Raw genomic sequence first — 19,912 nt, 5'->3', positions numbered from 1 at the left:
AGGTTGGTTGTCTGTCGTGCGTCAGCGGGTTTCCCGCCGGCGCATGGCAGGCTCCCAGCCTCAAGTTTTATCTGGCTTTCTGCTTTACCTGAGTGACACCTGGACAAACCGACCGGGCCGATTCCCGGCATTGCCCAAGAATTTCGCAAGAAACCCGTTTCCCCAAGAGCCACAAAAGAAGGTAGGACACCGTGAACCCGGTAATCAAAAAATTCCAGTTCGGTCAGTCGACCGTTACCCTCGAGACTGGCCGTATCGCCCGTCAGGCCTCCGGCGCAGTATTGGTCACCGTTGACGACGACGTCAGCGTATTGGTGACCGTAGTCGGTGCCAAACAAGCCGATCCGGGCAAGGGTTTCTTCCCTCTGTCTGTTCACTACCAGGAAAAGACCTACGCTGCCGGTAAGATCCCTGGCGGTTTCTTCAAGCGTGAAGGCCGTCCTTCCGAGAAAGAAACCCTGACTTCCCGACTGATCGACCGTCCGATCCGTCCGCTGTTCCCTGAAGGCTTCATGAACGAAGTGCAGGTTGTCTGCACCGTCGTTTCCACCAGCAAGAAGACCGATCCGGACATCGCTGCGATGATCGGTACCTCGGCTGCCCTGGCCATCTCCGGCATTCCTTTCGATGGTCCGATCGGCGCTGCCCGCGTTGCCTTCCACGAAAGCACCGGCTACCTGCTGAACCCGACCTATGAGCAATTGGCTGCTTCGAGCCTGGACATGGTCGTTGCCGGTACTTCGGAAGCCGTTCTGATGGTTGAATCGGAAGCCAAAGAGCTGACCGAAGACCAGATGCTGGGCGCCGTACTGTTCGCTCACGACGAGTTCCAGGCTGTTATCCAGGCCGTCAAAGAGCTGGCCGCAGAAGCTGCCAAGCCAACCTGGACCTGGGCTCCACAAGCCGAAGCCACCGAACTGCTGGGCGCTATCCGCTCCGAGTTCGGCGAAGCGATCTCCCAGGCCTACACCATCACTGTCAAGGCCGACCGTTACGCTCGCCTGGGCGAGTTGAAGGACCAGGTTGTTGCCAAGCTGTCCGGTGAAGAAGGCCAGCCTTCTGCTGCTGACGTCAAAGCGGCTTTCGGTGAAATCGAATACCGCACCGTTCGCGAAAACATCGTTAACGGCAAGCCACGTATCGACGGTCGCGACACTCGCACCGTTCGTCCGCTGAACATCGAAGTCGGCGTTCTGCCGAAGACCCACGGTTCGGCACTGTTCACCCGTGGTGAAACCCAGGCTCTGGTAGTCGCGACTCTCGGCACTGCCCGTGACGCACAGTTGCTGGACACCCTGGAAGGCGAGAAAAAAGACCCGTTCATGCTGCACTACAACTTCCCTCCGTTCTCGGTGGGCGAGTGTGGTCGCATGGGTGGCGCTGGTCGCCGCGAAATCGGTCACGGCCGTCTGGCTCGTCGTTCGGTTCAGGCCATGCTGCCAGCCGCTGACGTGTTCCCGTACACCATTCGCGTTGTATCGGAAATCACCGAATCCAACGGTTCCAGCTCCATGGCTTCCGTTTGCGGTGCTTCCCTGGCGCTGATGGATGCTGGTGTACCGATGAAGGCACCGGTTGCCGGTATCGCCATGGGTCTGGTTAAAGAAGGCGAGAAATTCGCCGTTCTGACCGACATCCTGGGCGACGAAGACCACCTGGGCGACATGGACTTCAAGGTAGCCGGTACCGCCAAAGGCGTAACCGCGCTGCAGATGGACATCAAGATCAAGGGCATCACCGAAGAAATCATGGAAATCGCTCTGGGCCAAGCCCTGGAAGCGCGCCTGAACATCCTCGGTCAGATGAACCAGATCATTGGCCAGTCGCGTACCGAGCTGTCGGCCAACGCACCGACCATGATCGCGATGAAAATCGACACCGACAAAATCCGTGATGTCATCGGTAAAGGCGGCGCGACCATTCGTGCAATCTGCGAAGAAACCAAGGCTTCGATCGACATCGAAGACGACGGTTCGATCAAGATCTTCGGTGAAACCAAGGAAGCGGCTGAAGCTGCACGTCAGCGCGTTCTGGGCATCACCGCCGAGGCCGAGATCGGCAAGATCTACGTCGGTAAGGTTGAGCGCATCGTCGACTTCGGCGCATTCGTCAACATCCTGCCTGGCAAGGACGGTCTGGTTCACATTTCGATGCTGAGCGACGCTCGCGTTGAGAAAGTGACCGACATCCTGAAAGAAGGCCAGGAAGTGGAAGTGCTGGTACTGGACGTGGACAACCGCGGCCGTATCAAGCTGTCCATCAAAGACGTAGCAGCAGCCAAGGCTTCGGGTGTTTGATCTGCCCTCTAGCCTGACTGTTTCAACGTTGTAAGAAAGGCCCCGCAGTGAAAACTGCGGGGCCTTTTTTTGCCTGCGGAAAAACGAAACGGTGGACGAAGTTGCCGGCATGGCTTCGCGATGCTAGGTTTAGCCCACTGCCCGTGTAGCTCAGTCGGTAGAGCAGCGCACTCGTAACGCGAAGGTCGCAGGTTCGATTCCTGTCTCGGGCACCAGCGACACTCTGTTTTCAGATGATCCCGAATGGTTCTGAAGGCCAGAAAAGCCAGGCTTCAATAGGTTTTTTTGCGTCAGAGAGATCCTTGATGATCCAGATCCATCTTCCATTCCCCAGATCAGCGAGAACGCCATGACCGTTAAAGAATTGACTCAAGAAGCCAGACACGAAGAAGCCCTCAGGAAGTACGTGCTGGACGCACCCGAATTGATGGAAGAGATCAAGGACTTGCCAGCCGATGATCAGAAGGACCAGATCCAGTGGGCGTTCGAGGATGAAGCGGAAGCCCAAGGCTTGCAGCCGTGGGAGCTGACGCTCAAGTACACCTCAAGCCCGGAAGAATACGAGGTCGAGCGCCTGAAGCTGCATAAGGAAGCGGCCGAGGTGTTGGGCGTCGAGTGGGAAGAGTACTGCGAGATGAACAATCTGGTGGTCTGATGCAAAAACGCCAGCCTTATCGAGGCTGGCGTTTTTTATTGCGCGCTGATCTCAGAGGCTCAAGCGCATCGACAAGTCGACAGCCTTCACGTCCTTGGTCATCGCGCCAATCGAAATATAATCCACACCGGTTTCGGCGATCGGCAGCAATGTGCTTTCGTTGATCCCGCCACTGGCCTCCAGTTTTGCCTTGCCGCCGTTCAGGCATACGGCTTCGCGCATATCATCCAGGCTCAATTCGTCGAGCATGATGATATCGGCGCCGGCCGCCAAGGCCTCTTTGAGCTCGACCAGGCTTTCCACTTCGATCTCCACCGGTTTGCCCGGTGCGATTTTGTGTGCAGCTGCGATAGCCTGGGAGACCCCTCCGCAAGCGGCGATATGGTTTTCCTTGATCAGGAAGGCGTCATACAGGCCGATGCGGTGGTTGTGGCAACCGCCACAGGTCACCGCGTACTTTTGCGCCAGGCGCAGCCCTGGCAGGGTCTTGCGGGTGTCGAGTAATTTCACCTGAGTCTGGGCCACGAAGTCTGCCAGGTACTGCGCGCGAGTGGCCACGCCGGACAACAGTTGCAGGAAATTCAGCGCGCTGCGTTCACCGGTCAGCAGCGAGCGAGCGGGACCTTCGAGGTGGAACAGCACTTGATTGGGCTTGACTCGTTCGCCATCGGCGACCTGCCAGTGCACCGCTACCCGCGGGTCCAGTTGCCGAAACACGGTATCCACCCAGGCAGTACCGCAGATGACGGCGGCGTCACGGGTAATGATGGTGGCTTTGGCCAGGCGTTCGGCCGGGATCAATTGCGCAGTGATGTCGCCACTACCGACGTCTTCGAGCAACGCACGGCGCACGTTGGCTTCGATTTCGGCGGTCAAATCGGCGAGACGTAGATTCGGCATAACGGGCTCCACAAACAAAGTGGCTCGATTATAGGGCCATGGTGCTGGGCAACCCAAGGTATCCGAAGTGCTCCCATCGCTCTGAAGCCTGCATTTGGTCGATTCCCGCCAGGGACCGAGGTCCGGGCAATCCCGGTGATGGCCGAAGTAAGTCGGTGATCGGCCATCTGCGACACCACAATCGCGGCAAGTGATCGCGTCTGGAGGGGCTATCGCGGCATACTGGGCACCAACACAGTCGTCGTTGAAGGAATCGGTATGCAGTTGGACCCCGCGAGCGGTTGGTGTCAGGACGTACGTTTGTGTCCCTCACCCAACTTCAATGCGCGCCCCACGGGCGAAATTTCCCTGCTGGTGATTCACAACATCAGCCTGCCGCCGGCGCAATTCGCCACCGGCAAGGTGCAGGAGTTTTTCCAGAATCGCCTGGATGTCACTGAGCACCCTTACTTTGAAGGGATAGCCGATCTACGGGTGTCTGCGCACTTTCTGATCGAGCGTGACGGCACCGTCACCCAGTTTGTCTCTTGTCTTGAGCGCGCCTGGCACGCAGGGGTGTCGAGTTTCGAGGGGCGGGAAACCTGTAACGATTTTTCCGTGGGCATCGAGCTTGAAGGCACGGATGATCTACCGTTCACCGATGCCCAGTACGATGCATTGATTGCCCTGACCCGGCAGCTGCAAAGCGCCTTCACGGCCATTACTCCACAGCGTATCTGCGGGCACAGCGACATCGCGCCGGGACGCAAGACCGATCCGGGGCCGGCATTCGACTGGACACGCTATCGTGCGGCCCTGGCCAAGGCCGCTGGGGACAAAGAGGAACGACAATGAGTTTTCTGGTGTTGCTGCTGGCGGTGTGGATCGAGAAATTCTCGGCCCTGCGCCATCAGGTTCAGCGAGATGGCGGTTGGGTTCGCGAGTTACACAAGCTTGAATCCAGCCCGCGCCTGGCTAAAAGTCCATGGCTGGTTTTGGTCGTACTGGTATTGTTCCCGGTCGCGCTATTGGGGTTGCTGCTGCTGGTGCTGGACCCGGTGGCCTACGGTCTGCTGACGCTGCCGGTGCACCTGCTGGTGGTGATTTACAGCCTGGGGCGGGGCGATCTGCTGGGAGGGCTGGGGCCGTTTCGCGACGCCTGGCGCCGGGAGGACTTGCAAGCCGCGGCCCATGTCGCCAAACGCGACCTCGATATCTGCGCCGACAGCGGCGAGCAGCTGCTGGAACGGGTCGAAGGGCATTTGTTGTGGGAGGCCTACCAGAGTTTTTTCGCGGTGATTTTCTGGTACTTCCTGCTGGGGCCGGTCGCCGCCCTCAGCTACCGGCTGCTGGCCCTGGCTGAAGAGCATGGGCAAAACCCCACGGTAGTCGAGCGCGCTGCTCAACTGCGTCATGCTTTCGATTGGGTGCCGGTACGCTTGCTGGCGGCGAGTTTTGCCCTGGTTGGCAATTTTGTCGCGGTCAGCCGGGTGATGTTGCACGAGCTGCTGAACTGGAACATCAGCGCCGCTCAATTGATCGAGAAGGCCGGGCTGGTGGCCGCCGAAATCCCGGCACCTGTGGTCGGACCGGAAGGCATCATCAACCTTGACCGGATCTGGGAGTTGCTGCTGCGGGCGGCAGTGCTCTGGTATGCGGGGTTTGCATTGTGGACGGTGTTGCCGTAACCCGTTGAAGCATATTCCATTGTGGCGAGGAAGCAGGCTCCCTCGCCACAGGGCGTTCATCCGTCCGACGATCTGCGTCCGCCGTTAACCTTATGTTACAAAACCCTCCCTTGATTTGAGCTATATAGAGATAGCGCCCAATAGTGGCTATCTGCTGTCGAGCTGCGCCTGCCAATAAAAATAAGAAATCAAAGGGAGACTTCCAGTGAAGAGCTTGCTCTATCCCGCCGTCGCGCTGATGAATCGCCTGAGCTTCGGCATGAAGTTCAGCCTGATCAGTGTCTTGTTCCTGGTGCCGATGCTGGTGACCAACTTTTATCTGGTGCGTGATTCCTATCGCGAATTCCAGGGCACCCGGGTCGAACTGCAGAGCCTCGACCTGTTGGGCAGCGGCCTGACGCTACGGCGTGACCTGGAAACCCTGAACAACCTGGTGCAGATCAATGTCACCCTCGGTCAGTCCGGCAAGGCCGGTAACGTCGAATCGCAGATCAGCACCCTGGGACAAAGCGTGCTGAACCGTTTGCAGGGCCTGACGGCGATGACCACCGACCCGGAGCAAATCGCGGTTTTTGAGGGCAAGCGTGATGAAATGATCGCCGCGTTCAAGGCTCAACAGGCTGAAACCTCCCTGCAAAGCAAAAGTGCCTTGATCGCAAAGTTGCTGGGCAATGCGCAGATTTTCAGCCAGATCATCGCCAGTCAGGCAGGCTTGAGTCGCGATACCCAGAGCGACATGCGCCAGTTGAGCGAACTCATCACCAGCGTCACCCCGGCCGTCACCCAGCTATTGGGCGAAGGCCGGGCGATGGGGTCTTACTCGTTGGGGCAGGGCTTTCTCAATTCATCGTCGAGTACCCGTTTCGATGAACTGTTGGCGCAGATCGAGAAACTCCAGGGCGAATATGGCTTGAAGTTGCAGGATGCGCTGGCGTCCAGCAAAGCCGCACGAGAAACCCTGGCCGCGCAGGCCGACACCAGCAAGGCGACGCTGAAAAAAGCCAGTGAGTTGTTCGAAGAGCAAGTGGTCATGGCCGACACGCTAGATGCGCCGTGGCAGACTTTTTACGGTCAGGTCTCCGGCCTGATGGACCAGACTTACCAGCTCAACGAAGCCACCCTGAAGTTTCTTGGCGCCCAATTGCAGCAGCGCCTGGAGCAGAACCGCACCCACATGATCTTGCAAGCCGTGGCGTTGTCGGTGGTGTTCGTATTGATCTTTTACCTGTACGGCGGCTTCTATGCCTCAACCCGCACCACGCTCAAACGCCTTGGCGGGGTGATGGATAAAGTGGCGGCCGGGGACATGACCGTCACTTTCAGCGCCAACAGTCGTGATGAGTTGGGCGAGTTGGGTGAGGTGTTCAACGGCACCGTAAAAAAAATCCATGACCTGATCGAACGTGTCGGCCACACCGTCAGTGAAGTCGAGCGCCAGGCCGGGCAGGTGGAGAATGTCTCGGCGCAGAGCAACCAGGCCGTGGCCGGGCAGCGCACGCAGATCGAGCAGGTTGCCACGGCAATGAACCAGATGTCCGCCACCTCCCTGGAAGTCGCGAGAAGTGCCGCTGCGGCAGTCAACAGTGCCCACAGTGTCAACGACGAAACCATCAGCGGCCGCGGGCTGGTGCAATCCCAGCAGGGCAGCATTGCCGCGTTGGCTGGCGAGATCGATCAATCGGTGCTGGTGATCAATCAGCTGGCCAGCGACAGCCAGTCCATCAGCCGCGTGCTGGAAGTGATCAAGAGCATTGCCGAGCAGACCAACCTGTTGGCGCTCAATGCCGCGATCGAAGCGGCACGCGCCGGAGAGCAGGGGCGTGGTTTCGCGGTGGTGGCGGACGAGGTCCGGACGCTGGCCAAGCGTACCCAGCAGTCGACCGAGGAAATCGAGCAGATGATCGCCAAACTCCACGGTGGAGTCGGCGCGGCGGTGAAGGCCATGGGTGTCAGCCATGAGATGGCCAACGGCACTGTAAGTCAGTCGGAAAAGGTCCAGCTGGCGCTGGAAAACATCCTCGGCGCGGTGGGGATGATCGTCGACCAGAACCAGCAGATCGCTGCGGCTGTGGAGCAGCAAACCGCCGTAGCCCATGACATCGATCAGAACATCGTCGAGATCAATCGCGCAGGCGAGCGCACTGCCGAAGGTGCGCACCGGACCGAAGATGCCAGCCGTGCGTTGTCGGCGCAGGTGGTGGAGCTCAAACAACTGATCAGTGCGTTTCGGGTTTAACAGGCAGCGCGGTAAAAAATGTGGGAGCGAGCCTGCTCGCGAAAGCGGTTAGTCAGTCACATGGATGTTGGATGTGGCAACGCTTTCGCGAGCAGGCTCGCTCCTACAGGTGTTTTGTATTGTCGGTGATTACCAGTTGAACAAGTCGCAAGCATTGGCCGTGCTCGCGGCGGCCAACTGCTCCGGCGTGACCGCCATGATCCCGGCCAGCGCTTCACAGATCGCCGGCAAGTGCGCCGGACTGTTGCGCTGGCCCGCAAACATGGCGGGCGCCATGTCCGGTGAGTCGGTTTCCAGTACCACGGACTCCAGTGGCAACTCGGCCAGTACGCGGTGCATGCGCAGTGCCTGTGGCCAGGTGGCGGCACCGCCCAATCCCAGTTTGAAACCGAGCTTGATGTATTCCCGGGCCTCTTCGCGACTGCCGGCGAAGGCGTGGATGATGCCGGCACGCTTCAGGCGAAACCGTTTGAGCGTGGCAATCACCGCCGCATGGCTGCGCCGTACATGGATCAGCGCCGGCAGATTGAAATCCGCTGCCAGTTGCAATTGTGCGTCGAACAGCGCTTGTTGGCGTTCACGGTCGAGGGTTTCGATGAAGTAGTCGAGGCCGATTTCACCCACCGCGCACAGTTGCCGATGACCGGCGAGCCGGGTCAGCCAATCCCCGAGTTCCGCCAGGTGTTCGGGATGGTGATCGTCCAGGTACACCGGATGCAAGCCGAATGCGGCATGCAGGTCGGGATCGCTTTGCACCAGATCCCAGACCCGCTGCCAATTGCCCTGATAAACCCCCAACACCACCATTTGTCGCACCCCAAGGGCGCGGCTCTCGGCCAGCAACGCCTGACGGTCGGCGTCGAAGTCCGGGAAATCCAGATGGGTGTGGGTGTCGATCAGCTCCACGGTTCAGTCCTGGCGAATGCGCTGCTTGAAGGTGCGGGCGATGGCTTGCACGCCGGGTTGGTAATCGGACTGCTCGATGGCGGCCAAGGCCAGTGCCAGGGCTTTGTCGGCGATCAGCTGATGTTGCTGGGCCATGGCATTGACCGGCAACGGCAGAAAGTCCAGCAACTGGGTGTCGCCGAATGTGCCGAGGCGCAATGGGCGGGTTTTCAAAGGGAAGTCATGCAAGGCATCGAACACGCCCTGAAGCAGCACGTAAGACGTGGTCACCAGGGCTTCGGGCAAATGTCCTACACGCTGGAGCAGTTCTTCCATCAACTGTTTGCCACATTCACGACTGAACGATTCGCCATGTTCGATCAGCACTACACCGTTGTATCCGGACAGCGCCTCTTTGAAGCCCGCGGCCCGTTCCTGGCTGATGCTCAATTCCGGGCGGGCGCCGATCAAGGCGATCTGTTTGGGCAGCGGGTCGAGCAGGCTGCGGGTCAGGTGCAGGCTGGCTTCGCGGTCGTCGCTGATCACCGAGCAGAAATGCTCCGGCTCCATGACCCGGTCAATGGCGATGATGGGAATGCCCTTGGCCTGCAACTGGCGATAGCTGTCATCTCCGGGCGGCAGGCAACTGGCGACAATCAATGCGTCACAGCGCCGGGCGCGGAACAGTTTCAGCAATTGCCGTTCGCTGTCCGGTGCGTCGTCGGAACTGGCGATCAGCAACTGATAGCCGCGAGCCCGTGCGCCTTGTTCCAGCAGTTTGGCGATTCGCGCGTAACTGGGGTTTTCCAGATCCGGCAAAATGAAACCCAGCGTACGGGTGTGGCGACTGCGCAGGCCGGCGGCCTGGGGATTGGGCGTGAAGCCATGCTGATCGACCACCGCGCGCACGCGTTCGACGGTGGCACTGCTGATGCGTTGCTGTTCGGCCTTGCCATTGATGACGTAGCTGGCGGTGGTAACGGACACACCGGCCAGCTGGGCGATATCACTGAGTTTCAACCCGTTATTTCCTTGTTTTTGCGAGCATGCCCGACATTTTCGTCAATCCTAACCGATTCGGGCAGTCGACCATTGTCGTGACGCATCCGACAATTGGACTTCATGTGGGCGAGATTATCGAGTAACGTGCCAATCATGCTAGATTAAACGTTTCAGCAAGCGTATTTTCCAGATAATTGGTCCCTTTGGCCGGTTCTGCCGCAAAACCGCCAAATACTGTCTTCAGACAAGCGCGTAAGCTGAATCATTCAAAAACAATACCTGGTGCCCACAGGCGCCAAAAAGGAGAAAGCATGCTCGAGCTCACTGTTGAGCAGATATCCATGGGCCAGTCGGCTGTGGATAAGTCAGCCGCCTTGCAGTTGCTGGCCCGGCATCTGGTTGCCGACGGCCTGGTCGCCGAGGGTTACCTCGCCGGTTTGCAGGCACGCGAAGCCCAGGGCTCGACCTTTCTCGGTCAGGGTATTGCCATTCCCCACGGAACGCCGGAAACCCGCGACCTGGTGTTCACCACCGGCGTGCGCCTGATGCAGTTCCCCGACGGCGTGGACTGGGGCGACGGGCACATCGTCTACTTGGCGATTGGTATTGCCGCCAAATCCGATGAGCACCTGCGCCTGCTGCAATTGCTGACCCGAGCCCTCGGCGAAACCGATCTGGGCCAGGCGCTGCGACGCGCCGGTTCCGCCGAAGCCTTGTTGAAACTGCTGCAAGGCGCACCGCAGGAACTGGCGCTGGACGCGCAAATGATTGGCCTGGGCGTTGCCGCCGAAGATTTCGAAGAGTTGGTCTGGCGCGGCGCACGTTTGCTGCGCCAGGCCGACTGTGTCAGCAATGGTTTTTCCGCTGTGTTGCAGCAGGTCGAGGCGCTGCCGCTGGGCGATGGCCTGTGGTGGCTGCACAGCGAACAAACGGTCAAGCGCCCGGGGCTGGCCTTCGTCACGCCCGACAAACCCTTGCGTTACCTCGGTCAGCCGCTGAGTGGGCTGTTCTGTTTGGCCAGCCTTGGCGAAGCCCATCAAGCCTTGCTCGAACGCCTGTGTGCGTTGCTGATCGAAGGCCGCGGCCACGAATTGGGGCGCGCCACCAGTTGCCGCGCGGTGCTGGAGGTGCTCGGTGGTGAACTGCCGGCTGACTGGCCGAGCGCGCGTATCGCACTGGCCAACGCCCACGGTTTGCATGCACGTCCGGCGCAAATCCTCGCGCAATTGGCAAAAAGCTTTGAAGGCGATATTCGTATCCGCCTCGTTGATAGCCAGGACAGTGCAGTGTCGGTGAAGAGTCTGAGCAAGTTGCTCAGCCTCGGCGCCCGTCGCGGGCAGGTGCTGGAAATCATCGCCGAGCCGGGCATCGCCGCCGATGCATTGCCGGTGCTGTTGAAAGCCATTGAAGAAGGCCTCGGCGAGGAAATCGAACCATTGCCGGCGGTGAGCCCGCCACGGGAAGACGTCGTCGAAGTGGCCGAAGTGCTGTTGGCCCCCGCGTCCGGCAGTTTGTTGCAGGCGATTGCTGCCGCACCGGGCATTGCTATCGGCCCGGCGCACATTCAAGTGCTGCAACACATTGATTACCCGCTGCGCGGTGAGTCCGCAGCCATCGAACGCGAACGTCTCAAGCAGGCGCTGGCGGATGTACGGCGTGACATTGGCGGCTTGATCGAGCGCAGCAAGGCCAAGGCCATCCGCGAGATTTTCGTCACCCACCAGGAAATGCTCGACGACCCGGAACTGACTGATGACGTCGACACCCGGCTCAAGCAGGGTGAAAGCGCGGAGGCCGCGTGGATGTCGGTGATCGAAGCCGCAGCCCGGCAACAGGAGTCGCTGCAGGATGCATTGCTGGCCGAGCGCGCCGCTGATTTGCGTGATATCGGTCGTCGCGTGTTGGCACAGTTGTGTGGTGTCCAAACCCCAAGTGAGCCTGAGCAGCCGTACATTCTGGTGATGGACGAAGTCGGCCCGTCCGATGTAGCGCGTCTTGATCCGACCCGCGTCGCCGGCATTCTCACCGCCCGGGGTGGCGCCACCGCCCACAGCGCCATCGTCGCCCGGGCACTGGGTATTCCGGCACTGGTCGGCGCCGGCGCGGCGGTGTTGCTGCTGGCATCGGGCACACCATTGCTGCTCGATGGCCAGCGCGGTCGTTTGCATGTGGATGCCGATGCAACGACCCTGCAACGTGCCATCGAAGAGCGTGACACCCGTGAACAGCGACTCAAAGCCGCTGCCGAACAACGTCATCAACCGGCGCTGACTACCGACGGGCACGCGGTCGAAGTAGTCGCCAACATCGGTGAAAGCGCCGGTGTTGCCAGCGCAGTGGAGCAGGGTGCCGAAGGCATCGGCCTGTTGCGCACCGAACTGATTTTCATGGCCCACCCGCAAGCGCCGGACGAAGCGACCCAGGAAGCGGAATACCGCCGTGTGCTCGATGGCCTGGCCGGACGGCCGCTGGTGGTGCGCACCCTCGATGTTGGCGGTGACAAACCGCTGCCCTATTGGCCGATCGCCAAGGAAGAGAACCCCTTCCTCGGCGTACGCGGCATTCGCCTGACCTTGCAGCGGCCGCAGATCATGGAAGGGCAGTTGCGCGCCCTGCTGCGGGCCGCCGACAACCGCCCATTGCGCATCATGTTCCCCATGGTCGGCAGCGTTGATGAGTGGCGCCAGGCCCGGGACATGACTGAACGCCTGCGCCTGGAAATTCCGGTGGCGGACTTGCAGCTCGGGATTATGATCGAAGTGCCATCAGCCGCCTTGCTGGCGCCGGTGCTGGCCAAAGAGGTCGATTTTTTCAGTGTCGGCACCAACGACCTGACCCAATACACCCTGGCCATTGACCGTGGCCATCCGACCTTGTCGGCCCAGGCCGACGGCTTGCATCCGGCGGTGCTGCAACTGATCGACATCACCGTGCGCGCGGCCCATGCCAATGGCAAATGGGTTGGCGTGTGCGGTGAGCTGGCGGCCGATCCGCTGGCGGTGCCGGTGTTGGTCGGGCTTGGCGTGGATGAGCTGAGCGTGGGGGCGCGCAGCATTGCAGAGGTCAAGGCGCGGATTCGTGAACTGAGCCTGGGCCAGACCCAAACCCTCGCCCAAGCGGCACTCGCCGTGGGCAGCGCCAATGAAGTGCGCGCATTAGTGGAGGCCCTGTAATGGCCAGGATTTTAACGTTGACCCTCAACCCGGCACTGGATCTGACCGTGCAGTTGCCGCAACTGGAACCCGGTCAGGTCAACCGCAGCGATGCCATGCACACCCACGCCGCCGGCAAAGGGGTGAACGTGGCGCAGGTGCTGGCGGACCTGGGGCATCAATTGACCGTCAGCGGTTTCCTCGGCGAAGACAACCAGCAGGCGTTCGAAACCCTGTTCGCCAAACGCGGTTTTACTGATGCGTTCATCCGTGTGCCGGGCGAGACGCGCAGCAATATCAAACTGGCGGAAAGCGATGGCCGCATCACCGACCTCAATGGTCCAGGGCCACAGGTCAGTGCCGCGGCGCAGCAAGCGTTGCTTGATCGGCTCGACCAGATTGCGCCGGCCCATGACGCTGTCGTCGTCGCCGGCAGCCTGCCCCAAGGCGTCAGCCCGCAGTGGTTGCAGGCTTTGGTGCTGCGCTTGAAAAACCTCGGTTTGAACGTTGCCCTCGACACCAGCGGCGAGGCCCTGGCGGCCGCGCTCAAGGCCGGCCCGTGGCTGATCAAACCCAACACGCAAGAACTGGCCGAGGTGCTGGGTGGCGAGGTGATTTCGGTGCTGGCCCAGGCCGAAGCGTCGAGCCGCTTGCACGCCCAGGGCATCGAACACGTGGTGATTTCCCACGGTGCCGAGGGCGTGAACTGGTTCAGCGTCGGCTCGGCGCTGCATGCCACGCCGCCCAAGGTCAGCGTTGCCAGTACGGTGGGCGCGGGTGACGCGTTGCTGGCGGGCATGCTCCATGGGTTGCTCAGCGCCGACACGCCCGAACAGACCTTGCGTACTGCCACAGCGATTGCCGCGATGGCGGTGACACGGATCGGTTTCGGCATCGACGATGCGGCGTACCTGGCGCAGCTCGAACAGGGTGTGCGCGTGCGTCCCCTGACAGAACAATAAGAGGGTTGGTCATGAAGTTAGCCATTGTTACTGCCTGCCCGAACGGCATGGTCACCAGTGTGCTGTGCGCCCGTTTGCTGGATGCGGCGGCCCAGCGACAGGGCTGGAGCACCAGTGTCGAAGTCAACGATGCGGCACATCCCGAGCGGCAAATGTCGGCGGCCACGATTGAAGCAGCCGAGTGGGTGTTGCTGGTGACCAGTGCACCGGTGGATATGTCGCGGTTCGTCGGTAAACGCGTCTTCCAGAGTACGCCGGCTCAAGCCCTGCAAGATGTCGAAGCGGTGCTGCGGCGCGGCGCTGAAGAAGCTCAGGTTTACGCTGCCCCCAACGCCATGGCCGAGCCTGTGACCCTCGCTAAAAACGCCCCGCGTCTGGTCGCGATCACCGCGTGCCCGACCGGTGTCGCTCACACCTTCATGGCTGCCGAAGCCTTGCAACAAGCCGCCAAGCGTCTGGGCTATGACTTGCAAGTGGAAACCCAGGGCTCCGTGGGCGCGCGCAATCCCTTGAGTACGCAAGCGATTGCCGATGCCGACGTGGTGCTGCTGGCCGCAGACATCGAAGTTGCCACCGAGCGTTTTGCCGGCAAGAAAATCTATCGTTGCAGCACCGGCATTGCCCTCAAGCAAGCCGAAGCGACGCTGAACAAAGCGCTGGCCGAAGGCGCGCAGGAAAGCGCGGCGACCGGTGCGAAAGGCCCGGTCAAGCAAGAGAAGACCGGGGTCTACAAACACCTGCTGACCGGTGTGTCTTTCATGTTGCCGATGGTGGTGGCGGGCGGTCTGATGATCGCCCTGTCATTCGTGTTCGGCATCACCGCGTTCAAGGAAGAGGGGACGTTGGCGGCAGCGCTGATGCAGATCGGTGGCGACACGGCGTTCAAGCTGATGGTGCCGTTGCTGGCGGGCTACATCGCCTATTCGATTGCCGACCGACCGGGCCTGGCCCCCGGGATGATCGGCGGCTTGCTGGCGAGCACCCTGGGCGCGGGCTTCATTGGCGGGATCATTGCCGGGTTTATCGCCGGTTACGCCGCCCAGGCGATCAATCGTTATGCGCGGTTACCGCAAAGCCTCGAAGCGCTGAAACCGATCCTGATCATCCCGCTGCTGGCCAGTTTGTTCACCGGTCTGGTGATGATCTACGTGGTCGGCAAACCGGTGGCTGGCATGCTTGCCGGGCTTACGCATTTCCTCGACAGCATGGGCACCACCAACGCGATTCTGCTCGGCGTACTGCTGGGCGGCATGATGTGCGTCGACTTGGGCGGGCCGATCAACAAGGCCGCGTATGCGTTCTCGGTCGGGCTGCTGGCGTCGCAGAGTTATGCGCCGATGGCGGCGACCATGGCGGCGGGCATGGTGCCACCGATTGGCCTGGGGATCGCCACGTTCATTGCCCGGCGCAAGTTTGCGCAAACTGAACGCGAGGCCGGTAAGGCAGCGTTGGTGCTGGGCTTGTGTTTTATCTCCGAAGGCGCGATCCCGTTTGCCGCCAAAGACCCGCTGCGGGTGATTCCGGCAAGTATTGCCGGTGGTGCGTTGACCGGTGCGTTGTCGATGTATTTCGGCTGCAAATTGATGGCACCCCACGGCGGTTTGTTCGTGATGATGATTCCGAATGCGATCAATCATGCTCTGCTGTATTTGCTGGCGATTGTGGCGGGGAGTTTGTTGACGGCGGTGGTGTATGCGCTGGTCAAACGGTCCGAAGTGGTGGAGTTGGCAGTCGACCCCGTCAGCGCCTGACACCGACCCCCTTGTGGGAGCGAGCCTGCTCGCGAAGGCGGTCTGTCAGTAAAGTAGAAGTAGACTGACACGACGCCTTCGCGAGCAGGCTCGCTCCCGCAGAGATCGCGTTTTCACACGGGCGTCATGCGCACGTGCTTCAGTTTTCCTTTTTCAGGGAGAACACCATGAGCGAATTCGACCTCGGCCGTCGTCGAGTCATGCAAGCCGTCGGCGCCGGGCTGTTGTTGCCGGGGTTGGCGCCGGCGGTGATCGCTTCGGTCAAGGATCGGCCGCAACTCACCGACGGTGTGCAGTCGGGTGACCTGCTCGGCGACCGCGCAATGATCTGGAGCCGCTGTGATCGTCCGGCGCGAATGGTGGTGGAGTGGGACACCCGCAGCCTGTTTCCCAACCCCCGGCGGTTCGTTTCGCCCCTGGCGGATGCCCGCACCGACTTCACGGCTCGGGTGGAGCTCACTGGGCTGCCCGCCGATCAGGCGATTTTCTACCGGGTGCAATTTGAGGATGCCCAGAGCGGCGTCACCAGCGAACCCTGGTTCGGCCATCTGCGAAGCGTGCCCCAGACTCGCCGCGACATTCGTTTTGTCTGGAGCGGCGACACGGTCGGCCAGGGCTTCGGCATCAATCCGGACATCGGCGGTATGCGCATCTATGAAGCCATGCGCCTGCGTCTGCCGGACTTCTTTATCCACAGCGGCGACACCATCTACGCCGACGGTCCCGTGCCTGAGCAGATCGTCACCGAAGGCGGCCGGGTATGGCGCAACCTCACCAGCGAGGCCAAGAGCAAAGTCGCCGAGACCCTGGACGATTACCGTGGCAATTACCGCTACAACCTGATGGACGAGAACATCCGCCGCTTCAATGCCGAAGTGCCGCAGATCTGGCAGTGGGACGACCACGAAGTGGTGAACAACTGGTCGCCGGGCAAACAACTGGACCAACGGTACAAGAGCAAAGATATCCACAGCCTGGTGGACCGCGCGCGCCAGGCCTGGCTCGAGTACGCACCGATGCGCTTGCAGGGCGCCGATGGTGGCGGGCGGATTTATCGACAGCTCAGCTATGGGCCCTTGCTGGATGTATTCGTGCTCGACATGCGCAGTTATCGCGGCGCCAATGACGACAACCTGGGTGCCGCCAAGCCTTTCCTTGGACGTGAACAACTGGACTGGCTGAAGGCTTCGCTGAAAGCCTCCAAGGCCCAGTGGAAAGTCATTGCCGCCGACATGCCCATCGGCCTCGGCGTCCCCGATGGCGAGGTCAGCCCCGGTGTGGCGCGCTGGGAAGCGGTGGCCAATGGCGACCCTGGACCGGCCCAGGGGCGAGAGCTGGAAATCGCCGAGCTACTGGGTTTCTTGCGGGCGCAACAGGTGCGCAATTTCCTGTTCCTGACGGCGGATGTGCACTACTGCGCGGCGCATCATTACCACCCGGATCGCGCCGCCTTCCAGGATTTCGAGCCGTTTTGGGAGTTCGTCGCAGGACCCTTGAATGCCGGTAGCTACGGGCCTAATCCGCTGGATGAAACATTCGGCCCCGAGGTGGTGTTCCAGAAAGCACCACCTGCGCAAAACATGTCGCCGTTTGCCGGGTTTCAGTTTTTTGGCGAGGTGAATATCGAAGGGCAGAGCGGGGCATTGAGCGTGGTGTTGCGGGATCTGGATGGGGTGGCGGTGTTTGAGCAGAAGTTGCAGCCGGCATAACAACACCAACCCTCTGTAGGCGCTGGCTTGCCAGCGAAGGCGGCCTCACTTCCAACGAAAAGGATGGATGTTCTGGCCCCTTCGCTGGCAAGCCAGCTCCTACAAGGGAAATGCTTTGTATCAGTAAACGTCGCGGCGGTAGCGACCCTGTTCGATCAGACGCTCCACTTCCGCGGCACCGAGCAGGTCGTTGAGTGCTTGATCGACGCCAGCGGCCATCCCCTGCAAGCTGCCGCAGATATAGATCATGGCCCCCTCCGCCAGCCATTTCTTCAGCTCAGTGGCCGAATCGCGCAGGCGATCCTGTACATAGATTTTCTCGGCCTGGTCCCTTGAGAAGGCCAGGTCCAGGCGCTGCAGATCGCCGGAAATCAACCACTCCTCCAGCTCGTCGCGACACAGGTAATCGTGTTCCCGATTGCGTTCGCCGAACAACAGCCACTGACGCTGCTGCCCATCGGCAATCCTCGCCTTGAGCAGGCTGCGCAGGCCGGCCAGTCCGGTGCCGTTGCCGAGCAGGATCATCGGCACCGGTTCGTTCGGCAGGTGGAAGCCGCTGTTGCGCCGAACCCGCAGGCTGATGTTGGAGCCCACCGGCGCGTGTTCCGTGAGCCAGCCGGAGCCGACGCCCAGGCGGCCATCGGGGTGCAGTTCCTGGCGCACGATCAGTTCCAGGATGCCGTCGGCGGCAATCGAGGCAATGGAGTATTCGCGCATGGCCAATGGCACGAGGGCGTCCACCAGCGCTTGCGCATGCAGGCCGACCAGATGACTGCGGTTCTCGGGCAGTTGTCGGCGGGCGAGGGCTTGTTCCAGCGTTTGCGACAACCCATCGAGTGCAATCGTGGCTCGACCATCAATCCCCAGGCCATCGAGGAAATGTTCTATCGCCCAAGGGCAGTTGCGCGGCAGCACTTCCACCAGGTCCCCGGCCAGCCAACTGCTGGTGGTCGGCGCGGTGAGGCCCAGCAAATAGACGGGCGAACCACTGCTGTCCGGATTGAGCAGTTCGCGGCGGGTCAGGGTCCAGTTGTCGTAGCTCGGCGCTTGCCAGGTGTCCACGGGCGCCTGGCCGGTCAACAGACCGAGTTGCTGTTGCCAGTGACGCAAGGCATAAGGGTCGCCACTGTCGACCTCCACAGGGGCGAACAGGGTCTTGCCGCCGTGTTCACCCAGCCAGGTGTGCAGGCGTCGGGCGAAGCCGCAGAAGTGCTGGTATTGCCGGTCACCCAGACCGAGCACGGCGTAGTTCAGGCTCTCCAGGCTCAACGTCCGGCCCAGGACCTTGCGCTCGAAACCCCGGGCACTGTCCGGCGCTTCGCCGTCGCCGAAGGTGCTGACCACGAACAGCGCGTTGCTCGAATCCCGCAGGTCCTGTTCGCTGACACTGGCCAGCGGCTGCACCTTCACCGGCAGGCCGGCAGCCTGTAATTGGCCGGCGGTCTGCCACGCCAGTTGCTCGGCAAAACCGCTTTGGCTGGCGAAGCCGATCAGCCACGACGGCGCATCGCTACCCGGTTGGGCGAGGCCTTGGCGGGCGTCCTTGATCTGGCGCTTTTTGCGGCGACGATCGAGGTACAACATCCACCCGGTGATGAAAAACAGCGGCATGGTCAGGGCAGTGATCGTCAGGATGATGCGCCCGACAATGCCGAAGTAGCTGCCGACGTGCAGTGCATAAATGCTGGTCAGCAGCTGCGCCTTGAAGCTCTTGTCGCTGTAGCGCTCATGCCGTTTGATTACGCCTGTCACCGGGTCGAGGGTGATCTGGTTCAGGGCGCGGTCGTGGGGCGAGTCTTTCAACAGGTAATAAACCGTCGCCGGTTGTCCGGCCACCGGTGGCATGCGGGTGTTGTAGAAACTCAGGCCGGGACCGGCCGCGCTATAGATGCTGCTCCACATGGCCGAGTAATCGGCGGTCGGGGCCGGGCCGCTTGGCGCCGGGCCACGACCGCCGCGAACGCGTTCGTTCTGCGGCGAATCGGAGAGGAGTTGGGTCAGGCCCTTGTTGTACCACTCGTAGGACCAGGACAACCCGGTCAGCGCGGCCAGGAGGTAAAACACCAGGCACCAGGTGCCCGCGACCGAATGCAGGTCCCAGTTGAAGCTGCGACCTTTTTTCTTCCAGTCCAGGGTCAGCCAGGCGCGCCAGCTTTTCCACTGGCGAGGCCAACGCAGGTACAGGCCGGAGAGGCAGAAGAACACCAGGATCAGCGTACAGGCGCCGGTGATCTGGCGACCGGTGTCGCCCATGGCAAGGAAGCGGTGCAGTTGCAGCATCAGGCCGAAGAAGTCCTGGCCGGTGGCGTCGCCCATCAATTCGGCGGTGTACGGATCGAAGAAGCGCATCGGCCCACGGCGCTCCCCTGGCGGCGGGGTGAAGAACACGCGTGCGGCGATGTCGCTGTCGATGTCCACCGAAAGCATGGCGACTTTGTTACCGGTGGCCGCTTCGATTTTCTCCACCAGTTCGGCGGGCGGCAGTACACCGGCGACCTGCTTGTGCACCTGCAGCACGGAAGGGTTCAGCGCGTACAGGATTTCATCCTGAAACGATACCGTCGCCCCGGTGATGCCCATCAGGGCCAGGACGAGCCCTGCGCTGATGCCGAAAAACCAGTGCAACTGGAACAGGGTTTTCTTCAACACGTCGCTCGCCTTGTTCGTTCAAAAATAGTCATCACGGCGCGCATTAT

The 19,912-nt window shown here is 61.1% G+C and carries 13 protein-coding genes and 1 tRNA gene; 10 read left to right on the top strand and 4 right to left on the bottom strand.

What is annotated here, in order from left to right:
* Nucleotides 1-191: 191 nt before the first annotated feature.
* From pnp to GPL81_RS26995, 3 genes are all read left to right on the top strand, one after another.
* Nucleotides 192-2,297, top strand: a complete 2,106-nt coding sequence (gene pnp / locus GPL81_RS27005) for a polyribonucleotide nucleotidyltransferase (RefSeq protein ID WP_096513505.1) — start codon at nt 192-194, stop codon at nt 2,295-2,297.
* Between the two features lie 139 nt (nt 2,298-2,436).
* Nucleotides 2,437-2,512, top strand: a tRNA-Thr gene (locus GPL81_RS27000).
* 134 nt (nt 2,513-2,646) lie between these two features.
* Nucleotides 2,647-2,952: a DUF6388 family protein gene (locus GPL81_RS26995; protein WP_160109188.1), complete on the top strand. Its 306-nt coding sequence runs from the start codon at nt 2,647-2,649 to the stop codon at nt 2,950-2,952.
* A gap of 51 nt (nt 2,953-3,003) precedes the next feature.
* Here the strand turns inward: GPL81_RS26995 and nadC are convergent, their stop codons facing one another.
* Nucleotides 3,004-3,852 carry a carboxylating nicotinate-nucleotide diphosphorylase gene (gene nadC / locus GPL81_RS26990; RefSeq protein ID WP_160109187.1) on the bottom strand — a complete coding sequence of 283 codons (849 nt, stop codon included), beginning with the start codon at nt 3,850-3,852 and terminating at the stop codon, nt 3,004-3,006.
* Nucleotides 3,853-4,110: 258 nt separating this feature from the next.
* Between nadC and ampD the strand changes: the two genes are divergently transcribed.
* The 3 genes from ampD to GPL81_RS26975 all read left to right on the top strand — a co-directional run bounded on the left by ampD (nt 4,111) and on the right by GPL81_RS26975 (nt 7,755).
* Entirely contained in the window at nt 4,111-4,686 is a 576-nt protein-coding gene (ampD, locus tag GPL81_RS26985) for a 1,6-anhydro-N-acetylmuramyl-L-alanine amidase AmpD (protein WP_160109186.1), read from the top strand.
* Nucleotides 4,683-5,519: a regulatory signaling modulator protein AmpE gene (gene ampE / locus GPL81_RS26980; RefSeq protein WP_160109185.1), complete on the top strand. Its 837-nt coding sequence runs from the start codon at nt 4,683-4,685 to the stop codon at nt 5,517-5,519. The genes ampD and ampE overlap by 4 nt, the downstream gene beginning before the upstream one ends.
* Nucleotides 5,520-5,724: 205 nt before the next feature.
* Complete coding sequence (locus GPL81_RS26975; RefSeq protein ID WP_160109184.1) at nt 5,725-7,755, top strand: methyl-accepting chemotaxis protein; 2,031 nt, start codon at nt 5,725-5,727, stop codon at nt 7,753-7,755.
* A gap of 129 nt (nt 7,756-7,884) precedes the next feature.
* Here GPL81_RS26975 and GPL81_RS26970 read toward each other — a convergent pair whose 3' ends face one another.
* Nucleotides 7,885-8,661, bottom strand: coding sequence for a TatD family hydrolase (locus tag GPL81_RS26970; protein ID WP_160109183.1), 777 nt, complete (start codon nt 8,659-8,661; stop codon nt 7,885-7,887).
* Between the two features lie 3 nt (nt 8,662-8,664).
* The gene (gene cra, locus GPL81_RS26965; RefSeq protein ID WP_096513497.1) at nt 8,665-9,660 is read right to left on the bottom strand and encodes a catabolite repressor/activator; all 996 of its coding nucleotides are present in this window, start codon (nt 9,658-9,660) and stop codon (nt 8,665-8,667) included.
* A gap of 293 nt (nt 9,661-9,953) precedes the next feature.
* On the opposite strand from cra, the gene ptsP reads away from it, so the two are divergent.
* The 4 genes from ptsP to GPL81_RS26945 all read left to right on the top strand — a co-directional run bounded on the left by ptsP (nt 9,954) and on the right by GPL81_RS26945 (nt 17,216).
* Nucleotides 9,954-12,815: a phosphoenolpyruvate--protein phosphotransferase gene (gene ptsP / locus GPL81_RS26960; RefSeq protein ID WP_160109182.1), complete on the top strand. Its 2,862-nt coding sequence runs from the start codon at nt 9,954-9,956 to the stop codon at nt 12,813-12,815.
* Nucleotides 12,815-13,756, top strand: coding sequence for a 1-phosphofructokinase (pfkB, locus tag GPL81_RS26955; RefSeq protein ID WP_160109181.1), 942 nt, complete (start codon nt 12,815-12,817; stop codon nt 13,754-13,756). Before ptsP ends, pfkB begins: the two co-directional genes overlap by 1 nt.
* An 11-nt stretch (nt 13,757-13,767) precedes the next feature.
* Nucleotides 13,768-15,507: a PTS fructose-like transporter subunit IIB gene (locus GPL81_RS26950; RefSeq protein ID WP_160109180.1), complete on the top strand. Its 1,740-nt coding sequence runs from the start codon at nt 13,768-13,770 to the stop codon at nt 15,505-15,507.
* Nucleotides 15,508-15,674: 167 nt separating this feature from the next.
* Nucleotides 15,675-17,216, top strand: coding sequence for an alkaline phosphatase D family protein (locus GPL81_RS26945; RefSeq protein WP_160109179.1), 1,542 nt, complete (start codon nt 15,675-15,677; stop codon nt 17,214-17,216).
* 120 nt (nt 17,217-17,336) lie between these two features.
* On the opposite strand, the gene GPL81_RS26940 is transcribed toward GPL81_RS26945, so the two are convergent.
* A complete protein-coding gene (locus tag GPL81_RS26940) occupies nt 17,337-19,865 on the bottom strand; it encodes a PepSY domain-containing protein (protein WP_160109178.1) in 2,529 nt (842 codons plus the stop codon).
* Between the last annotated feature and the right edge of the window lie 47 nt (nt 19,866-19,912).

The sequence above is a fragment of the Pseudomonas izuensis genome, from assembly GCF_009861505.1.
Taxonomy (GTDB): domain Bacteria; phylum Pseudomonadota; class Gammaproteobacteria; order Pseudomonadales; family Pseudomonadaceae; genus Aquipseudomonas; species Aquipseudomonas izuensis.
This window is presented reverse-complemented; position numbering and strand designations above follow the sequence as displayed.